The organism is Crenothrix sp. (assembly GCF_043729335.1).
In the GTDB taxonomy this organism is placed as follows: domain Bacteria; phylum Pseudomonadota; class Gammaproteobacteria; order Methylococcales; family Methylomonadaceae; genus Crenothrix.
The window spans coordinates 33,680-49,377 of the sequence record NZ_JAYTLQ010000013.1; the positions used below are offsets into that span (position 1 = coordinate 33,680).

20 protein-coding genes are annotated in these 15,698 nt (G+C 42.3%); 4 read left to right on the forward strand and 16 right to left on the reverse strand.

Features of this window, described 5'->3' with window-relative positions; genetic code table 11:
• Window positions 1–4: 4 nt before the first annotated feature.
• From ACHZC4_RS03870 to ACHZC4_RS03915, 10 genes are all read right to left on the reverse strand, one after another.
• Window positions 5–643: a hypothetical protein gene (locus tag ACHZC4_RS03870; protein ID WP_394752477.1), complete on the reverse strand. Its 639-nt coding sequence runs from the start codon at window positions 641–643 to the stop codon at window positions 5–7.
• Window positions 597–932 carry a hypothetical protein gene (locus tag ACHZC4_RS03875; RefSeq protein WP_394752479.1) on the reverse strand — a complete coding sequence of 112 codons (336 nt, stop codon included), beginning with the start codon at window positions 930–932 and terminating at the stop codon, window positions 597–599. The genes ACHZC4_RS03870 and ACHZC4_RS03875 overlap by 47 nt, the downstream gene beginning before the upstream one ends.
• Window positions 925–1,665 (reverse strand): TIGR04255 family protein, encoded by a 741-nt coding sequence (locus tag ACHZC4_RS03880; protein WP_394752480.1) that lies wholly within the window; start codon window positions 1,663–1,665, stop codon window positions 925–927. Before ACHZC4_RS03880 ends, ACHZC4_RS03875 begins: the two co-directional genes overlap by 8 nt.
• Before the next feature lie 95 nt (window positions 1,666–1,760).
• Window positions 1,761–2,864 (reverse strand): bifunctional 3,4-dihydroxy-2-butanone-4-phosphate synthase/GTP cyclohydrolase II, encoded by a 1,104-nt coding sequence (gene ribBA / locus ACHZC4_RS03885; RefSeq protein WP_394752481.1) that lies wholly within the window; start codon window positions 2,862–2,864, stop codon window positions 1,761–1,763.
• Window positions 2,861–3,451: a hypothetical protein gene (locus tag ACHZC4_RS03890; RefSeq protein WP_394752482.1), complete on the reverse strand. Its 591-nt coding sequence runs from the start codon at window positions 3,449–3,451 to the stop codon at window positions 2,861–2,863. Before ACHZC4_RS03890 ends, ribBA begins: the two co-directional genes overlap by 4 nt.
• 10 nt (window positions 3,452–3,461) lie before the next feature.
• The gene (locus tag ACHZC4_RS03895; protein ID WP_394752484.1) at window positions 3,462–4,112 is read right to left on the reverse strand and encodes a riboflavin synthase; all 651 of its coding nucleotides are present in this window, start codon (window positions 4,110–4,112) and stop codon (window positions 3,462–3,464) included.
• Window positions 4,113–4,124: 12 nt separating this feature from the next.
• Complete coding sequence (gene ribD, locus ACHZC4_RS03900) at window positions 4,125–5,207, reverse strand: bifunctional diaminohydroxyphosphoribosylaminopyrimidine deaminase/5-amino-6-(5-phosphoribosylamino)uracil reductase RibD (RefSeq protein WP_394752485.1); 1,083 nt, start codon at window positions 5,205–5,207, stop codon at window positions 4,125–4,127.
• Window positions 5,207–5,659 carry a transcriptional regulator NrdR gene (nrdR, locus tag ACHZC4_RS03905; protein ID WP_394752486.1) on the reverse strand — a complete coding sequence of 151 codons (453 nt, stop codon included), beginning with the start codon at window positions 5,657–5,659 and terminating at the stop codon, window positions 5,207–5,209. The genes ribD and nrdR overlap by 1 nt, the downstream gene beginning before the upstream one ends.
• Window positions 5,660–5,848: 189 nt before the next feature.
• Entirely contained in the window at window positions 5,849–6,322 is a 474-nt protein-coding gene (locus ACHZC4_RS03910; protein WP_394752487.1) for an NYN domain-containing protein, read from the reverse strand.
• Between the two features lie 19 nt (window positions 6,323–6,341).
• Window positions 6,342–6,656, reverse strand: a complete 315-nt coding sequence (locus ACHZC4_RS03915; RefSeq protein WP_394752488.1) for a pyrimidine/purine nucleoside phosphorylase — start codon at window positions 6,654–6,656, stop codon at window positions 6,342–6,344.
• A gap of 170 nt (window positions 6,657–6,826) precedes the next feature.
• Here ACHZC4_RS03915 and ACHZC4_RS03920 point away from each other — a divergent pair, with 170 nt between their 5' ends.
• On the forward strand, window positions 6,827–8,440 hold the full coding sequence (locus ACHZC4_RS03920; protein ID WP_394752490.1) for a tetratricopeptide repeat protein: 1,614 nt from the start codon (window positions 6,827–6,829) through the stop codon (window positions 8,438–8,440).
• A 59-nt stretch (window positions 8,441–8,499) separates the two neighbouring features.
• Entirely contained in the window at window positions 8,500–8,946 is a 447-nt protein-coding gene (locus tag ACHZC4_RS03925; RefSeq protein WP_394752491.1) for an NUDIX domain-containing protein, read from the forward strand.
• Window positions 8,947–8,959: 13 nt separating this feature from the next.
• Here ACHZC4_RS03925 and ACHZC4_RS03930 read toward each other — a convergent pair whose 3' ends face one another.
• From ACHZC4_RS03930 to ylqF, 3 genes are all read right to left on the reverse strand, one after another.
• Window positions 8,960–9,340: a type II toxin-antitoxin system VapC family toxin gene (locus ACHZC4_RS03930; RefSeq protein WP_394752492.1), complete on the reverse strand. Its 381-nt coding sequence runs from the start codon at window positions 9,338–9,340 to the stop codon at window positions 8,960–8,962.
• On the reverse strand, window positions 9,337–9,585 hold the full coding sequence (locus ACHZC4_RS03935) for a hypothetical protein (protein ID WP_394752493.1): 249 nt from the start codon (window positions 9,583–9,585) through the stop codon (window positions 9,337–9,339). Before ACHZC4_RS03935 ends, ACHZC4_RS03930 begins: the two co-directional genes overlap by 4 nt.
• 237 nt (window positions 9,586–9,822) lie before the next feature.
• The gene (ylqF, locus tag ACHZC4_RS03940; RefSeq protein ID WP_394752494.1) at window positions 9,823–10,767 is read right to left on the reverse strand and encodes a ribosome biogenesis GTPase YlqF; all 945 of its coding nucleotides are present in this window, start codon (window positions 10,765–10,767) and stop codon (window positions 9,823–9,825) included.
• 269 nt (window positions 10,768–11,036) lie between these two features.
• On the opposite strand from ylqF, the gene ACHZC4_RS03945 reads away from it, so the two are divergent.
• Window positions 11,037–12,242, forward strand: a complete 1,206-nt coding sequence (locus ACHZC4_RS03945) for a DUF1624 domain-containing protein (RefSeq protein WP_394752495.1) — start codon at window positions 11,037–11,039, stop codon at window positions 12,240–12,242.
• Here the strand turns inward: ACHZC4_RS03945 and mtaB are convergent.
• Complete coding sequence (gene mtaB / locus ACHZC4_RS03950; RefSeq protein ID WP_394752496.1) at window positions 12,199–13,545, reverse strand: tRNA (N(6)-L-threonylcarbamoyladenosine(37)-C(2))-methylthiotransferase MtaB; 1,347 nt, start codon at window positions 13,543–13,545, stop codon at window positions 12,199–12,201. The two genes, ACHZC4_RS03945 and mtaB, sit on opposite strands and share 44 nt — an antisense overlap.
• Window positions 13,546–13,801: 256 nt before the next feature.
• On the opposite strand from mtaB, the gene ACHZC4_RS03955 reads away from it, so the two are divergent.
• Window positions 13,802–14,008, forward strand: a complete 207-nt coding sequence (locus ACHZC4_RS03955; protein ID WP_394752497.1) for a hypothetical protein — start codon at window positions 13,802–13,804, stop codon at window positions 14,006–14,008.
• A 68-nt stretch (window positions 14,009–14,076) separates the two neighbouring features.
• Here the strand turns inward: ACHZC4_RS03955 and ACHZC4_RS03960 are convergent, their stop codons facing one another.
• Together ACHZC4_RS03960 and ACHZC4_RS03965 are read right to left on the reverse strand one after the other, a co-directional pair.
• Window positions 14,077–14,574 carry a hypothetical protein gene (locus ACHZC4_RS03960; RefSeq protein ID WP_394752498.1) on the reverse strand — a complete coding sequence of 166 codons (498 nt, stop codon included), beginning with the start codon at window positions 14,572–14,574 and terminating at the stop codon, window positions 14,077–14,079.
• A gap of 189 nt (window positions 14,575–14,763) precedes the next feature.
• Window positions 14,764–15,609 carry a GGDEF domain-containing protein gene (locus ACHZC4_RS03965; RefSeq protein ID WP_394752499.1) on the reverse strand — a complete coding sequence of 282 codons (846 nt, stop codon included), beginning with the start codon at window positions 15,607–15,609 and terminating at the stop codon, window positions 14,764–14,766.
• Window positions 15,610–15,698 lie beyond the last annotated feature (89 nt).

The following is a 15,698-nucleotide window of genomic DNA, read 5'->3' on the forward strand; positions in this document are numbered from 1 at the left end:
TTAGTTATCTCTCTACATTTTCATGGAATCGACAAAAATGAACTGATAGTTTGAATATAAATAGGTAAAATCCGACTTGACTTAATGTAAATAGTTTTGAATTTTTATCAACTTTTTCAAGGGCGGATAATGGAATTGTATGCAGATCATTAAGTAAGGCTATATGGTCATCTTCAAGATAACTGTCTTTGGGTAGATAAAAAATATACGTTATTTTTTGCTCTTTAATAGAACAGATTTTGTTGTCAATTTTCTCTGAATCTAAATTGTGCTGTTTTAGGAGATTAATATAATTATCCAGCTTGATAAGTGGCGCAAAAGTAAGTTTTATAGGAAATTCACGCTTATTTTTAAGATCCATATCACAGGAATTCGTTAATAAAATTCCTTTTATAGATTTTCTGCTGCCATCTTCAAAACGAAGAACTTCAAGAGATTTTATTCCGTCACCTTGCAAAAGTTCGTTAGGATAAAGGTTTGTAAAATAATTCGTTTTTTCAGGAAAATCTTTCAGAGCCTTGATGAGCCCTTGTTTTGCTTCTTGAGTTAAATAATATGGAATTTGAGTGCTTATAGAATCATTATTCACAATCATTTTAGCTTTCGTACAAATCCCACAAATTATTAAATAAAATACTTTCAAACTCTTCTCCCAAAGGCTCTTGGTTTATAAGAAATTTGGAATAAAATTCGCTGATAATTTGTTCAAAATTAGCATTTACTATTTCATATTTAAAGTTACTTTTAGTAAAGCTATTATATTCACTGTAAGTTGAGTTACTGTTATCTGAAATATTATTTTCTTTTTTAAATTCTCTAGCTGAATTAGTTTTATTTTCTGAAATTGGCAATAACTGACAAGCTAATATACCCCACATTATGATGACAGAGCCAAATGTGCTTGATTGTTGGTTTAAGCTAAATTTATTCATAGGTTGGCTCCAATGAGTCGATAGTTTTTTGAGTTAAGCAGTCAAAAAACTTTGCTTTATTTAACTGCCTAGTGCTTTCTAAATTCTCAAATACTTTATCTAGCGGTTCATTGCTGATTACAACTATAGTGTCGATATCAACAACCACGCCCTTTTTGATAGAATGATCTGGCAATAATATCTCAGCAGACGACATTACGCTGATTATGTTAATAAAGTTATCTTCATGAATCTCAACACGTAGCTGGAAAGCGTCTTTTGAAACCTTATGACTGGCTATTGCTATATCACAATTAATTAGGGAGGCTTGTTCTTCGAGACTGTCAGCGGGAATAAGGTTTACATATTTAATAGAATAGCGTTCTATAGAATGGATGATATTTGTGCCTATTAATATATCTACTACGTCTAGAATTGCCTTTTTAAATTCAACCCATCCTGGGTAATCAGGAGATTGACAACCAATAGAAATACTTTTATCACCAATATTTATGTGAAATTGTTTCCAAATTAGCCTATATACGGGCGCAAATCTCAAATTAGGATCCGCTTCCCGTATTGCTGTAGGAATTTGCGCAGTAGAGAGCTGTTCGATGGATTTATTACCGTCAAGCTTACCGAATAATAAGCCAGGTAGAATAGTGGATGCAGATAAATCACATGTGAACCGCACCTCAAGTAATGCCTCAAGTAATGGTTCTTTATTAAGTTTTTTAGGAAGTCTTTTTTTCATGTCTGGGTAAATTTTCTCTTGTCCTTTAACTTAAATTATAAGTTTACGTTAAAGTGAGAATTTCGGGTAAAAAATCTATAGTTTAGTGAATTTTTTTACCCCACATGCTCGGCAACTTCCAGATCAAACCCAGATAGGCCGACGTATTTTTTTTGCGTACCTAAGACTTTCATTTTATGCACACCTAAATCGGCAAGTATTCTAGCACCGGTGCCGGTCATGCGCCCATCGGGAAGATCAGCAGCTGTTTTAGTATTGATAACACCGTGATCTTCTAATTGGTAGCGATGGATTAATTCTATTAAAGCCTTATTACCATCCGCCTGCCGGATAATAACTAACACTCCGCGGCCTTCGGCGGCTATTTTCTGCATAGCCATACGCACAGAAATACTGCCATCACCTCGTTTGGAGGCAAACACATCATCCAGTAAATTGCGGGCGTGAACCCTGACTAAAACCGGTTCATCGCCAGAAACTATTCCCATCACCAGCGCCAGATGTAGATTATTGTCGTTTCTGTCCTGATAGGCATACAAGCGAAAATCGCCAAATTCGGTGGGGAAAATGCATTCACTAATGCGTTCCAGGGTGTTTTCATGTTGAATGCGGTAATGAATTAAATCGGCAATGGTACCGATTTTTAGATTGTGTTGCTGTGCGAAGATTTCCAGATCCGGCCGTCTGGCCATGGAGCCATCTTCATTAAGAATTTCAACAATCACTGCCGCAGGCTCAACACCCGCTAAACGGGCTAGATCACAACCGGCTTCAGTGTGGCCGGCGCGGTTTAAAACACCGCCGGATTTGGCCATTAGAGGGAAGATATGTCCCGGTTGTACCAGGTCATCGGCTTTGGCATCGGATGCCACGGCACATTGAATAGTGCGTGCGCGGTCAGCGGCAGAAATGCCGGTAGTAACGCCGGTGGCAGCTTCTATAGATACTGTAAAATTGGTGGAATGTGCGGTTTTATTTTCATTGGTCATTAACGGCAAACGCAGTTGATAGCAGCGTTCGGCAGTTAATGTTAAACAGATCAGCCCTCGTCCATAACGTGCCATGAAATTAACGTCTTCGGGACGTGTGAAAGCGGCCGCCATAACCAGATCGCCTTCATTTTCGCGGTCTTCATCATCCATGATGATAACCATTTTACCTAGCCTTAAGTCTTCTATAATGTCTTCTATGCTATTCACGTATTGTTAAGCTCAGCCTTTTTAATAAAGTAACCGCGTTTTAATTCATTAAGATTTTTTAGAATATGCGCCGTTTTGTAGGAAAAACAGGTGTTAAATTCCAGACAAATAGTACCAGATTTTAAGAAATAAACCGAACCGTTACAGGGTATGGGCAACTTATTTTTTTTGAATTTGTTGTAGTGGGTTTCAATAACGAGGATTTTTTTGCCGGTCTCACTGATGCTGAGGGTATTAATGGATTCCCAGCCGATAAAAACAAACTGTGAGCTGTCGTCCAGTTTTTTGTAATAAATGCCTTTTTTATCAGCACCAATAACAAAAGTCCCATGGCGATTTATGGCCCAAAAAGCCACTAAAGGTGCTGCCAATGCGATTATTAAAAAGGCCTGCAAAAACAAAGACAGATTGGTCATGCCAAACGGTAAGTTGAGCAATAACCACAAGTCGCCGCTGTAAAAGCAAGCTGAAAATAATAGTGGTAAAAATAGTATTTCTATAGGCTTATAAGCCATAAGAAAGGGCATGTTCCTTTCTTTTACGCCCCTTGCGGGCGTGGTGCGATGGTTAATCATAATGTTACTCAAGGGATACTCCTTAAAAACCACTCCTGCGCAATAACGCTTCCGTTATGTTATTGCTGTTTTTGGATGTCGTTTCGTTTTGCAGTAAGCGTTCCATATACCGCGCTAATAAATCTACTTCTAGGTTGACAGAGGTTCCGGTCGTGGCTTCATTTAATGTTGTTTTTTCAAGGGTGTGTGGGACTATATTGACGCCAAACATCGAGCCATTAACTTCGTTGACGGTAAGGCTAATGCCGTTGATGCAAATAGAGCCTTTTTCAGCAATGTATTTGGCCAGATCATCGGGCGTTTTGATTTTAAAGCGGATAGAGCGGGCATCGGTTTTTCTGTCAATAATAGTACCGATGCCGTCCACATGGCCACTGACGATATGACCGCCCATGCGCGTTGAAGGAGTAAGCGCCAGTTCAAGATTAACGCGACTGCCTTGGATGGCGTTAGCAAGCGTAGTGCGTGATAGCGTTTCATTGGAGACGTCCGCCCAAAAATAATGCTGTCCAAGCTCAACGGCTGTTAAACAAACGCCGTTTACCGCAATGCTATCGCCAAGCGCGCAGCCATCCAGGGACAAGCTACCCGTATCAATTTTTAAGCGATAATCGCCTTTATTAGGCTCGATTTGTGCTATTTTCCCAATGGCTAAGATGATGCCTGTAAACATGAATACCCTATGTTATGTTGGAGTTAGCGTTAATCTTAAGTCAGGGCCAATAGACCTGACATCGTTCAGTTTGAATGTTTTTTTATCGGCCATACGGTGTAGGTTCGGCAGGGAAAATAATCCGCGACCTTGGTCGCCTAACACACAAGGTGCCATATAAATGATGTATTCGTCGATCAATTGCTCTGAAAGTAGCGCACCATTCAGGATAGCCCCAGCTTCTATCAATAGGTTGTTGATTTGCTGGTCGGCCAAAAAAGCCATAACCGTTTGTAAATCAGGCTGAGCATTGATGTTGTCAAAATAAAAAACTTCAAATCCTGCTTTTTCCAAGGCCTGACGTTTAAGGTTATCCTGACTACAGGTCAAAATTAAACACCGGCCTGGCAAACTGGCTATTTGCGCGGTCACTGGCATTCTGAGCTGTGAATCTAGCACCACTCTGATCGGTTGTTCAACATCAACATCAACACGCGCGTTAAGCGCCGGGTCATCGGCTAACACCGTATTAATGCCAGTTAAAACTGCTGAGCTTTCTGCTCTAAGCCTGTGCGCATCACGTCGTGATTCCGCCGAGGTAATCCATTTACTTTCACCGGATGCCATAGCCGTGCGCCCATCCAGGCTCATGGCCAGTTTGCTGCGTACAAAGGGCTTGTGTTGAGTCATCCGGGTAATAAAGCCACGGTTTAACAGTTCGGCATCATGTTGCAACACGCCACAGATGACTTCAATACCTGCTGCCTGGAGCTTTTTAAGGCCTTGTCCTGCCACTAAAGGATTCGGATCTTGCATAGCGACAACAACGCGGCTTATACCCGCAGCAATTAACGCATCACAACACGGCGGTGTTCGGCCATAATGGCTGCACGGTTCCAGGGTGACGTACGCGGTAGCACCTTTGGCATCCTGGGTGTTTTTTAAGGCTTCAGCTTCTGCATGTGGAAAGCCCGCTTTAACATGCCAGCCTTCACCAATAATGGCGTTATTCTTGACTAAGACACAGCCCACCCGTGGATTAGGATCGGTGCTATAAATTCCCTGTCTTGCCAGAACAAGCGCTCTTGCCATGTACAGGGCATCTTGTGCAGACATTATTTTTTTTGTAAGTGTTCAATCATATCGGTAAATTCGCTGACATCCTGAAAACTACGGTACACAGACGCAAAGCGTACAAAGGCGACATGATCGAGACCGCTTAATTCTTTCATGACTTTTTCACCTAATTCATGGGTTGAGATTTCTCTTTCACCACTGGCCATCAATTCTTTTTTAATGCGATTGACGGCATCTTCAATCGCATCGCTGTTGACAGGCCGTTTTTCCAAGGCCTTGAGCATACCGGAACGCAGTTTACTTTCGTTAAAATGCTCACGTATGCCTTCGCGTTTTACAACACGCGGTAAGGTTAATTCGGCGACTTCAAAGGTAGTAAAGCGCTCTTTGCAAACATTACACTCGCGACGCCTACGTACTTGGTCGCCTTCATTAGCCAGCCTGGAATCGAGTACGCGCGTATCTTGTACACCGCAAAACGGACATCGCATAAGTTACTGCACTACCACGTGCCAACCGTTATTTTTTAAATTAAGTAGGTGACCCAAGCAGGCCTTGTAAAGCATTTAAAATGCACTTCTTAAATAGTGTGGGGTTGAATATAACACAAATAATTTAAAATTCTACCAGATGAATAATGACCATCATGAGCGCCGTTAAGTACGGATTGCAAGTTCATGTTACAAGAGAAGATTGTCATTAATCGCAATAAAGCCGCTGGCTGCATTAATTAGAGAGGGCGCTGTGAGTAGTGGCACGCCATACACTTCAGTAGTCACGGCGTATGAAGTGCTGACTTTATCGAGCAGCATGTCGAAGTCGCCATCACCGGATAGCAGGATAATGCTATCGACTTTAGGCGCATACTCAATGACATCTAAAGTAATCCCTACATCCCAATCGCCTTTGGCAGAGCCATCACTGCGCTGGATGTAGGGCTTTAGTTTAACGACAAAACCAATGCTTCGAAGGATTTGTTGAAAGTTTTGTTGCTTGGGATCATTTTTGTCAATGGCGTACGCAAAGGCAGCAACGACTTTTCTGTTTTGGGTGGCCTGATTCCAGAACGCCTGGTAATTAAAATGCTTTTGATAGCATTGCTTTACCGTGTAGTAAATATTTTGTACATCAACAAAAATAGCGACCCGTTCCATTAGCGTTCTGCAATGTGGCTTATTTGAGGAACGAACAGCAATAATCGGTAGGGGTTTTAATGTTAACCGTAAATTTTGCGTTGGCCGGTACTTCAAACGATTGTCCACCAGTTATGGCTAACCAGTTTTCTGATCCGGGTAGCAGGACATCCAGATCACCGTCAATGATTTCCATGATTTCTGGATCAGCGGTATTAAAGGTATATTCGCCGGGTAACATGAAGCCCAAAGTTTTTACCGAACCATCGGCAAAATGAATAGTACGGCTGCTGACATTGCCGCCAAAATAAACATTAGCTTTTTTTACTACCGATACATTATTAAATTCTGACATTTTTTTCTTTTAATTAGGAGTTATAAAATTGCAGTGACTACTCAAAGCTTATAATTGAAACACAGATTATGCCTATAAAAATAAAATCCATTCAATCTGAGCTTTAAGTTGCGAGATAATGATAGCAGATTAGCCCTGTAAAATGCGTGGCTTTATAAGAGACAATTTTCATGACAATGCAGCTCAAAACAACTCGGCAACCCAGCCCTGCTGATATGCAGGCAGTGGAGCAACTTTTCCAAACTGGCCAATTTTCTAAAGCAGAAGCTAAAGCTAAAGCGTTACTGGCGGCATCTCCTAAAATGCTGGCTTTGTATAATTTTCTAGGTTTAAGTCAGCAGGCACAAGGTAAATACCGTGAGGCCGTGGCCAGTTTTCGCAAGATGGTGGCGTTGGAACCCCGCATTGCTGAAATCCATTTTAACCTAGGCGTAATCCTGGCGCAGCTGGGCGATTCGAATGAGGCTATCGCCAGTTATCGTAAAGCCGTGCAGATGAAGCCTAACTTTACGGTGGCGCATTTTAATCTGGCTATTTTGTTACAGGCGCGAAATCAATTAAAAGATGCCGATGGCCATTACCGTAAAGCCATTGCTATGGAGCCTGGATTTGTTGAAGCTTTGGCTAATTTGGGTACGGTGTTGCAGCAAGGCGGCCAATTAGAAGAGGCCGAGCAATGTTACCGTAAGGCTTTGGCGTTACGCGCGGATGCGCGGGGTTATTTTAATCTGGGCACTACTTTGTACGATCAGGGTAAGCACGATGCGGCTATTTCGGCGTTTCGGGAGGCTGTTCAACTCGATGCACAGTTTGCCGATGCCTGGAACAGTCTGGGTGAAACTTTGCGTGATCGCGGGGCAATGGATGACGCTATCCGGTGTTATGAACAGGCGCTGGCGGTGCAGCCTAATCATGGCCGTGCCCAATACAATTTAGGTGAATATTTCTGTCTAATAAATCGTTTGCAGGATGCCATTGCCTACTTTGAAAATTCCGATTTTGCCGATGCCAAGGAACGAGCTTTACAGTGTTATTATAAAACTCGGCAATTTGAGGTGTTTAAGCACAAATTCGACCAGTTCACCGCAAACAATCGGCATACCTCAGTTTTGCTGGGTACGTTATCTACGCATTATGCGACTAATTTTGGGGTGGGAAATACCTATAACTTCTGCAAAAACCCTATGGATTATGTGTTGCAGTCGCGTATTGATGAGCTGATTGCACCCGATAGCCACTTCTTAGCGGAACTATTACATAATATTCAACATCTGGCGATTGCTGAACGTAAGCAGGGACGTTTGTATTATGGCATGCAATCTGCCGGAAATTTGTTGATGCGTACCGAAGCTTCCTTTCAAAAACTGGCCGCGATTATTCGTAATAAGGTGCTGGCGTATCGGCAACACTTTGCTGACAGCGACTGGGAGCTTATTTTGAGCTTCCCGCGCGACATTGAATTTGCCAGCTCCTGGTATTTACGCATGAAGCAAGGCGGGTATTTGACCTCTCATATCCATGAAGAAGGCTGGATCAGTGGCTGTATTTACTTAAAGTTACCTGAAAAAAACACTACACACGAAGGCAGTTTTGCCTACAGTACCGATGGCGATGATTACCCGCGCTTACACGATAATTTCCCCAGCCGGATTGTCGATATACAGGTGGGTGATTTGGTGTTGTTTCCTTCATCCTTGTTTCATCGCACCGTGCCGTTTCATGCTGACCAGGAACGGGTTTGTGTGGCGTTTGATGTTAAGCCTGCGCTGGGTTTTAAAAACTAACACGATGATATATCTGCTTTTTTGTTAGCAAGCCATAACTCATAATCTTGGAAAATCATATGTACAAACCTGTTACGCCATTACTTGCCGCCGACACCATTATCGAGTTAATCGATTATCCTGGTCGCCCCATTGTGTTGATTGAACGGGCGAACCCGCCGTATGGCTGGGCGATTCCTGGCGGCTTTGTTGATGTCGGTGAGAGAATTGAACAGGCAGCGGTACGTGAAGCGCAAGAAGAAGTCGGGCTAAATGTTAAGCTGATTGTTTTGCTTGGACTTTATTCCGACCCTGCCCGTGACACCCGTGGCCATACCGTTACCGCTGTTTATGTTGTCGAAGCGTCAGGCACACCGGTGGCTGCCGATGATGCCAAAAATTGCCGGATTTTTAATTTGGATGAATTACCCGACAAATTGGCATTTGATCACGGGCTAGTGCTTAGTCATTACAAAACATTTCGAGAGACGGGGCAGGTGACACCGTTCCCTGAAAATCTTGTTTAGCGGTGATGTACATTTATGATTCAATGGGATACAAATTAATCTCAGGGATAAACTTAAAGTCTTTGATATTCAGAGTATAAAGCTCAAGATCATGGTTAATAGCTGTTGCAGCTATTAACATATCGGGAATTGAAACTTTGTGGCTCAGTGAGTAACGACTCATCATTTTTATAAAATGTGTCGAAATGGAATCATTAAGCTCATAACAATAACATGCAGATAGGTGATGTTTAATTTGGGCGAGTTCTTGTTTGTCTCTTGCGCCATAAAATAACTCAGCTTTCGTGATAACACTGACGGCAATATTAGCTGAGCCAATACGCTGCAAAGTTTGTGTAACGCTTGGATTGGCTTTATAGAATTCAATGAGGATATTGGTATCACAAAGAATCATCTTTTGGTATCTCGCCATGCCTTAGTGCGTATTGTGTCCTGATTAATCTCTCTGTTTTCCCAAATGCCCGCGTAGCTAAAAAAATCAATAACAGGTGTGGCTTCGGTTGCTGATAGGTCTGTTGTGTCAAGACTGGCTTCGTCTAACAAAATAACTCTAATTTTTTTGCCATCCCAAGATTTTTGATCGTCGGGTAATTTAATAGCACCGTTATGGACGGTCGTTTGAAATTCGACTGCGTTCATTTTCTGCCTCTGTTGGTTGTTGTTTGTACTGTTAAGTTTATTGCATACCCATAATTTTACGCTTCGGATCCTTCAGCGGCGCGCCCATGACTAGAGGCTTTTGTCGAAGGGTGGGCGGTGTGCCACTCATGGTTCGACAATCTCACCACGAACGGCACACCTTCACCTTGCTCCGACTTAGGTAGGTAGCCGAAATTATTAACGTCATCTGAATTGGGTCTGCAATCCTTTGCTTGTCTATTTTTCTAGCTTACTTTCAGTCGTCTTGTCGCCTATAAACTTTTGCTTACGCAGCAATTTTTTGGCGGCTTTTTGCTCACGGATAACCTCAACTTCAATGAGTTCCTGCTCCATCATATCCGGTGTTTCCAAACTGATTTTGCCTAATAAACCCGCGCGAAATTCGGTAAGAAAAATTTTAGCAACTCTATCCATTTCAATAGCACCGCCGGTACGAAGACAGCCGCGATGCGTGCCAATAGCGACCAGTAAGGCGTGCTCATTTTCGGGTAGCGTATCGAGTTGAAATCGTTCCATAAGCGCATCAGGGTAGTGTTGTAACAGATATTCTGCCGCCACCATCACAACGTCCAAATGATCTATCGCGGTGTCTTTAATAGCACCGGTAATAGCGAGTCTATAACCGCTGTGCCGGTTTTCAATATTAGGCCACAGCATACCAGGCGTATCCCATAGCACGATATCTTCACCAATATTAATGCGTTGTTGGCCTTTGGTAATAGCAGGTTCATTGCCGGTTTTAGCAATAATTCGCTCGGCCAAAATATTAATCAGCGTCGATTTACCGACATTCGGAATCCCCATAATTAACACTTGTGTGCGTTTGTTAGCCGCCGAAACATTCGGGTACATCTTGTGGCATAAATCAATAAGCTGGCGTATTTTTTCCGGATGATCGGTAGTGACTGCCAAGGTTTTTACATCGTGTTCTTGCTCTAAATAGGCTTGCCATTGCGCGGTTACATCCGCGTCAGCCAGATCGCTTTTAGTGAAGACTTTAATGCAGGGTTTATTGCCGCGGAGTTCTGCTAACAAAGGATTTTGGCTGCTAAACGGAATGCGTGCATCAATAACTTCAATGATGACGTCAACGTTCGGCAACATATCTTTAATTTCTTTGCCGGCTTTGCACATGTGTCCGGGATACCACTGAATTTGCATAATTTTTTGTTAAATTTTTGATGAGAAGAGCGAAGTCGGCTTTTGACAGCTGAAAGAATATATTTAATGATTAGTATGCTGCATCTTGCCACAGAACTGCCAGCCAAGAGTAATATTGTTGTTTTTAATATGCTAATTGAGTAGATTAAATTCCATTTTTTGGATATAAAAGCTACTCTCATACCGCCGTACACATTAACATCTTAAGGGATAAGCCTGAAGAACAAGCTTAAATACCGAATTTTTTAGAGTATTACGTTATATTGCTGATGATGACAGAAACGAGCCAAACACTTAAAAGCGATTCTTTATCCCCGATGCCTATAGACATTAAACTCACGCCGGTTTTGCAGCGTATTGAATCAATCGATTTAATGCGTGGCTTGGTAATGGCGTTAATGGCGTTGGATCATACCCGTGATTTTTTCTCCAGTGTGCCGTTTTCTCCTACCGATTTAAGCCAAACTACGGTGGCGCTGTTTTTTACCCGCTGGATCACTCACTTTTGTGCGCCTATTTTTATATTTTTGACAGGTCTCAGTGCGTATTTATATACCGTGCGCTACGCTCTGACAACAGGGCAACTGGCTAAATATTTACTCACGCGCGGTGCGTGGCTGATTGTTTTGGAACTGACGATAGTGCGTTTTGGTTGGGGGTTCAGTTGGAATTATCATGATCTATACGGTGCAGTGATCTGGGCATTGGGATGGTCAATGATTGTTTTGGCAGGCGTGGTTTTTTTGCCGCGCTGGGCTATAGGCTTGTTTGCCGTGGTTATCATTACAGGTCACAATCTGTTTGATACGATTCAACCTGCCGATTTGGGAACATGGGGGTGGTTATGGACAATTTTGCATGTGCCTGGGCGTATTGACTACCTGCCGGGCTATTCTTTATTTATCCTTTACCCGCTCATTCCTTGGTTAGGCGTGATGGCAGCAGGGTATTGGCTAGCTCCGGTATTTTTATGGACAGCAAAACCTCGAAAAACGCTATTGTTAATCTTGGGAGTCGTTTTAGTCACTGGTTTTTTAGTGCTGCGCCTGAACAATATTTACGGCAATCCGTCCTGGTTTGTGCAAAAAAATACTTTGTTCACCTTGTTGGCTATTTTAAACTGCGAAAAATATCCGCCATCGCTATTGTATTTACTGATGACTTTGGGACCTATGTTATTAGGTCTAGTAGTTTTTGAGTCCGCTAAGCGGTATCAATTTAGCAAGCCTTTCATTGTGTTCGGCAAAGTACCGTTATTTTTCTACCTGATTCATCTTATACTCATACACGGGGCTGCTGTTGGGGCACGCGAGGTGAGTTTTAAGATCAATATTCAGGTATCGGAGTACCAACATAACCTGCTAACAGTCTACATAGCCTGGGTTTTGTTATTAATACCGCTGTATTTAATGTGCTGTCGCTATGCGCGATTTAAACAACAACATCCTGAAATTCGTTGGCTGGCTTATTTATAAGCCTAAATTCAGTAGATGTGGCCATTTCCCCGAAAATATAATCCTCGTTAACCTGAGTTAGTCTGGTGTTGACTAACTGATTTTCCAGGGACTCATGGTTGTTGATGATAACCGCAGCGCGAAGATAATTGGGCGTATAACCAAACACGCGTTTGTTACTGTCGTCACAACCTTCGCTGTAAGCTTCCCATAACACCGGAAATTCTTGGCCAATATTGTCCTGGTAAAACTCAAGTTTCATCGCATTGGCTATTTTGTGTAGCTGCTGGCTGCGTTGTTTTTTAATATCACTGCCAATGTGATCAGGCAAACTGGCAGCTTTAGTACCTTTGCGGCTGGAATAGGTAAAGATATGAATATGGCCAAAGCCGATTTTTTGGATGAAATTTAAACTTTGTTGCCACTCGTCTTCGGTTTCGCCAGGAAAGCCGACGATAATATCGGTAGTAATATTAAAGTGCGCAACGTGTTGGCGTAATTGCTGAACAATAGCGGCAAATTCTTCGGTTTTGCAGCGCCGCGCCATTCTGCGTAATACAGAATCAGCGCCACTTTGTAACGGTAAATGCAAGTGTGGCATCAGCCGTGGATTGTTGAATAATTCAAAGAACTCGCCGGAAAATTCCCACGGTTCCAGCGAACCCAGGCGTAATCTTGGAATCGCAGTGCGTTGTAAAATGGCTTTGATTAAATCGCACAGTGTGTAACCCAGATCGCTACCATAACCGCCCAAATGTACGCCGGTAAGGATAATTTCATTAATGCCTTGTGCGTGTAAGGCGTTGATGTCGTCGATGACACTATCAATAGGACGGCTGGCTTCTTCGCCACGGGCAATGGTAACGATGCAAAACGTACAGCGGTAACGACAGCCATCTTGTACTTTAACAAATGCGCGCTGCCTTCCACGGGTAAATAACGATGATTCCCCCGGATCTGAAGACATTTCCGGCATAGTTTCCATGTTGAGTTCAGTCAGGGCTCTTTCGACTAATTGGTCTTTATCGGCATTGCGAACCACCATATCAACACCCATTATGGATGCGGCTTCTTCTTCATCTAAAGTAGCATAGCAACCGCTGACCACTAATTTTGCCTTGGGATTGTCACGGTGTACGCGGCGTATCAGGTTGCGTGATTTTCTCGCGGCATCGTGGGTTACGGCACAGGAATTAATGACAATCAGATCGGCCGCTTGTGCTTGTTGGGTGATGTGATGGCCGGACTTTTGAAAGCTCTGTGCCCAGGTTTCAAGTTCGGCTTCATTCAGGCGACAGCCGAGGGTTTTAATGTGTACTAACATGACATCTTCAAAAATCCGTGTGCAAAAAATAGTAATTGTAACACTGGCAGAAGAAGTTTTAGTTTTGACAGTATATCGATTCGGCAAAATAGGCTTAGGGGAGGGTGTTTATTAAAACGGTTGACTTAAAGTTTGACTGCCATTCTCTCTAGGTATTTTTACTTATTGTGCAAGGAGTTAAAGCAATAGACAATGGCTATAGGCCATATAAATTTATGGCCGCACACCTCTAACTTAACTAAAAAGGATGACTATTATGTTAGAAAAAGTTTGGTATGAGCTTTCGCCGGTTATTTATATCGTGGTGTCATGCGTTGTTATGTTTAACGGCAACTTGTTCGCGATTTTCTTTGCGGCTTTATTGCTGAGTGTCTCTTTGCTGATTGGGGTGATGCGGATTCAGTCGCGTTCAACACCCAGAGTGACTAAGGCGCGGCAATCAAAGCGACCGTACGACGGATAGTTGTTAAGTGAAGATAACGAAATTTACTCGTTATCTTCACACTCTAACGAAAAATTAAAACTTGATCGCTATTTGGCGGGGCTAACAGGCGTTGTTACTATTGCTTTCGCTTGCGGCGTAATAAACACAGAATATGGTGGTGCAATAAACACTGTGTTCTTTTTTGCATCATCACAATAATCCGGAGGGCAGGGTACACAGCCAAGGCAAGGATAACCATGTGGTGGGTATCTTCTAAGGCCTTGCGGTTTATTGTCTCCAATCTCTTTTGTATTTCTTATAATATCTTGATTAACCTTTTGGGAAACGCCACGAGTTACGCCTTTTGGCAGATTGCCATTTGGATTTACGACCACTATTCCAGCAGGACACAATGCAGGTCCCACTACGTCTAGCCCTGCGGAACTACCGCTGTAGCTCCATGATGTGCCATTTGCACAGGTTATGGCCCAATTTCCACCACCGAGAGATGTTGCAGACCACGCGAATACAGAACTCGTGGTAAACATTAGCACTAATAGAAGCCACACTTTAAAATTTAGAATTTTTAACCGACTTGTTTTCATAGTTATTTCTCATTGTGCGATAGCAATAAAAAACGGGATGCCATCAAATCCCTTTAATAAATCATTGCATAAAAACCATTTTATAACACGGCGAATTTAACCATCAATCGTAAATTCCAGTATAAAACAATTTTATAGGGGGATAATACAAAGGCAAAATCCAACCAATGATTTGCGGCGTAACCAGTTTTATCCCGTATAGCTTGCGTATTTAACTGCATTTTTACTGCCGCGTTTCACGGAATACATTAACTCATCCACCATGGTCATTAACTCATTAGTTTTTGATGGCGAGGTATTGCAAGTCACCACCCCAATACTGAACGTTACCGGCCAATTGTTGCGTTTCATTTCTTGCAGAAGACCACATTGAAATTTTGCCAGAACAATACATGCGGAACCTTGGCTGGTTTTAGTCAATAACAATCCAAATTTATCACCGTCAAGTCGCGCAATCACGTCTATTTTTCGTAAATGTTTTTGCGCATACCTCACTATAGCGCATAAAACCTGGTCACCAATCGGATAACCCAATTTCTCATTCACTGCCTTAAAATTGTCGATATCAATATAGATTAAAGTGAAAGGATGTTTGTGCCTTTGAAAACGATCAATTTCTACCTGTACCAAATCATAAAAACGACCGGAATTGACGGCTCCCGTTAAGTGGTCTATAAGCGTTAATAGTTTTTCGCGAGCCAGCGCCCGTTTTAAAGCGGATAAAAGCAATACAGTTACCATAAAAAAACTAAGGCAGATAAGGGTATTCCAGATATATATAAAGTAATGTGAATATGAGCTTCCAGCCGCTACATCAGCGACAAACCATACCCATGCGCACATAATGGCCAGCACAATTGCAGTTCGTCGGTTGGCAAACCAAGTAACGAGAGAAATAGGAAATAAATAGAATAGCGAAAATGCAAGTTCATGCCCGCTAAGAAAGTCAAGGATGCCTATTTCAGCAGCGAGTATAAGTCCTACTATTATCCAAAAGGGTTTACTTCGCTTCTCAAGACTGGCTGGAAATTTCATAGGCTTTTACGTAGTGGCTTACAATCAAATTTGAAAAATACAAAGATTAACTAGGCGGTATAAAGACAATCATTAAATAAAATCCCTTT

Excerpts from the sequence above, each read along its gene's own strand:
- ACHZC4_RS03920 (WP_394752490.1), top strand. The coding sequence starts at position 6,827 with ATGACAATGCAGCTCAAAACAACTCGGCAACCCAGCCCTGCTGATATG.
- ACHZC4_RS03925 (WP_394752491.1), top strand. The coding sequence starts at position 8,500 with ATGTACAAACCTGTTACGCCATTACTTGCCGCCGACACCATTATCGAG.
- ACHZC4_RS03880 (WP_394752480.1), bottom strand. The coding sequence starts at position 1,665 with ATGAAAAAAAGACTTCCTAAAAAACTTAATAAAGAACCATTACTTGAG.
- ylqF (WP_394752494.1), bottom strand. The coding sequence starts at position 10,767 with ATGCAAATTCAGTGGTATCCCGGACACATGTGCAAAGCCGGCAAAGAA.
- ACHZC4_RS03960 (WP_394752498.1), bottom strand. The coding sequence starts at position 14,574 with ATGAAAACAAGTCGGTTAAAAATTCTAAATTTTAAAGTGTGGCTTCTA.
- ACHZC4_RS03895 (WP_394752484.1), bottom strand. The coding sequence starts at position 4,112 with ATGTTTACAGGCATCATCTTAGCCATTGGGAAAATAGCACAAATCGAG.
- ACHZC4_RS03930 (WP_394752492.1), bottom strand. The coding sequence starts at position 9,340 with ATGATTCTTTGTGATACCAATATCCTCATTGAATTCTATAAAGCCAAT.
- mtaB (WP_394752496.1), bottom strand. The coding sequence starts at position 13,545 with ATGTTAGTACACATTAAAACCCTCGGCTGTCGCCTGAATGAAGCCGAA.
- ribD (WP_394752485.1), bottom strand. The coding sequence starts at position 5,207 with ATGTCTGCACAAGATGCCCTGTACATGGCAAGAGCGCTTGTTCTGGCA.
- ACHZC4_RS03965 (WP_394752499.1), bottom strand. The coding sequence starts at position 15,609 with ATGAAATTTCCAGCCAGTCTTGAGAAGCGAAGTAAACCCTTTTGGATA.
- ACHZC4_RS03910 (WP_394752487.1), bottom strand. The coding sequence starts at position 6,322 with ATGGAACGGGTCGCTATTTTTGTTGATGTACAAAATATTTACTACACG.
- nrdR (WP_394752486.1), bottom strand. The coding sequence starts at position 5,659 with ATGCGATGTCCGTTTTGCGGTGTACAAGATACGCGCGTACTCGATTCC.
- ACHZC4_RS03935 (WP_394752493.1), bottom strand. The coding sequence starts at position 9,585 with ATGAACGCAGTCGAATTTCAAACGACCGTCCATAACGGTGCTATTAAA.
- ACHZC4_RS03875 (WP_394752479.1), bottom strand. The coding sequence starts at position 932 with ATGAATAAATTTAGCTTAAACCAACAATCAAGCACATTTGGCTCTGTC.
- ACHZC4_RS03955 (WP_394752497.1), top strand. The coding sequence starts at position 13,802 with ATGTTAGAAAAAGTTTGGTATGAGCTTTCGCCGGTTATTTATATCGTG.
- ACHZC4_RS03915 (WP_394752488.1), bottom strand. The coding sequence starts at position 6,656 with ATGTCAGAATTTAATAATGTATCGGTAGTAAAAAAAGCTAATGTTTAT.
- ACHZC4_RS03945 (WP_394752495.1), top strand. The coding sequence starts at position 11,037 with ATGATGACAGAAACGAGCCAAACACTTAAAAGCGATTCTTTATCCCCG.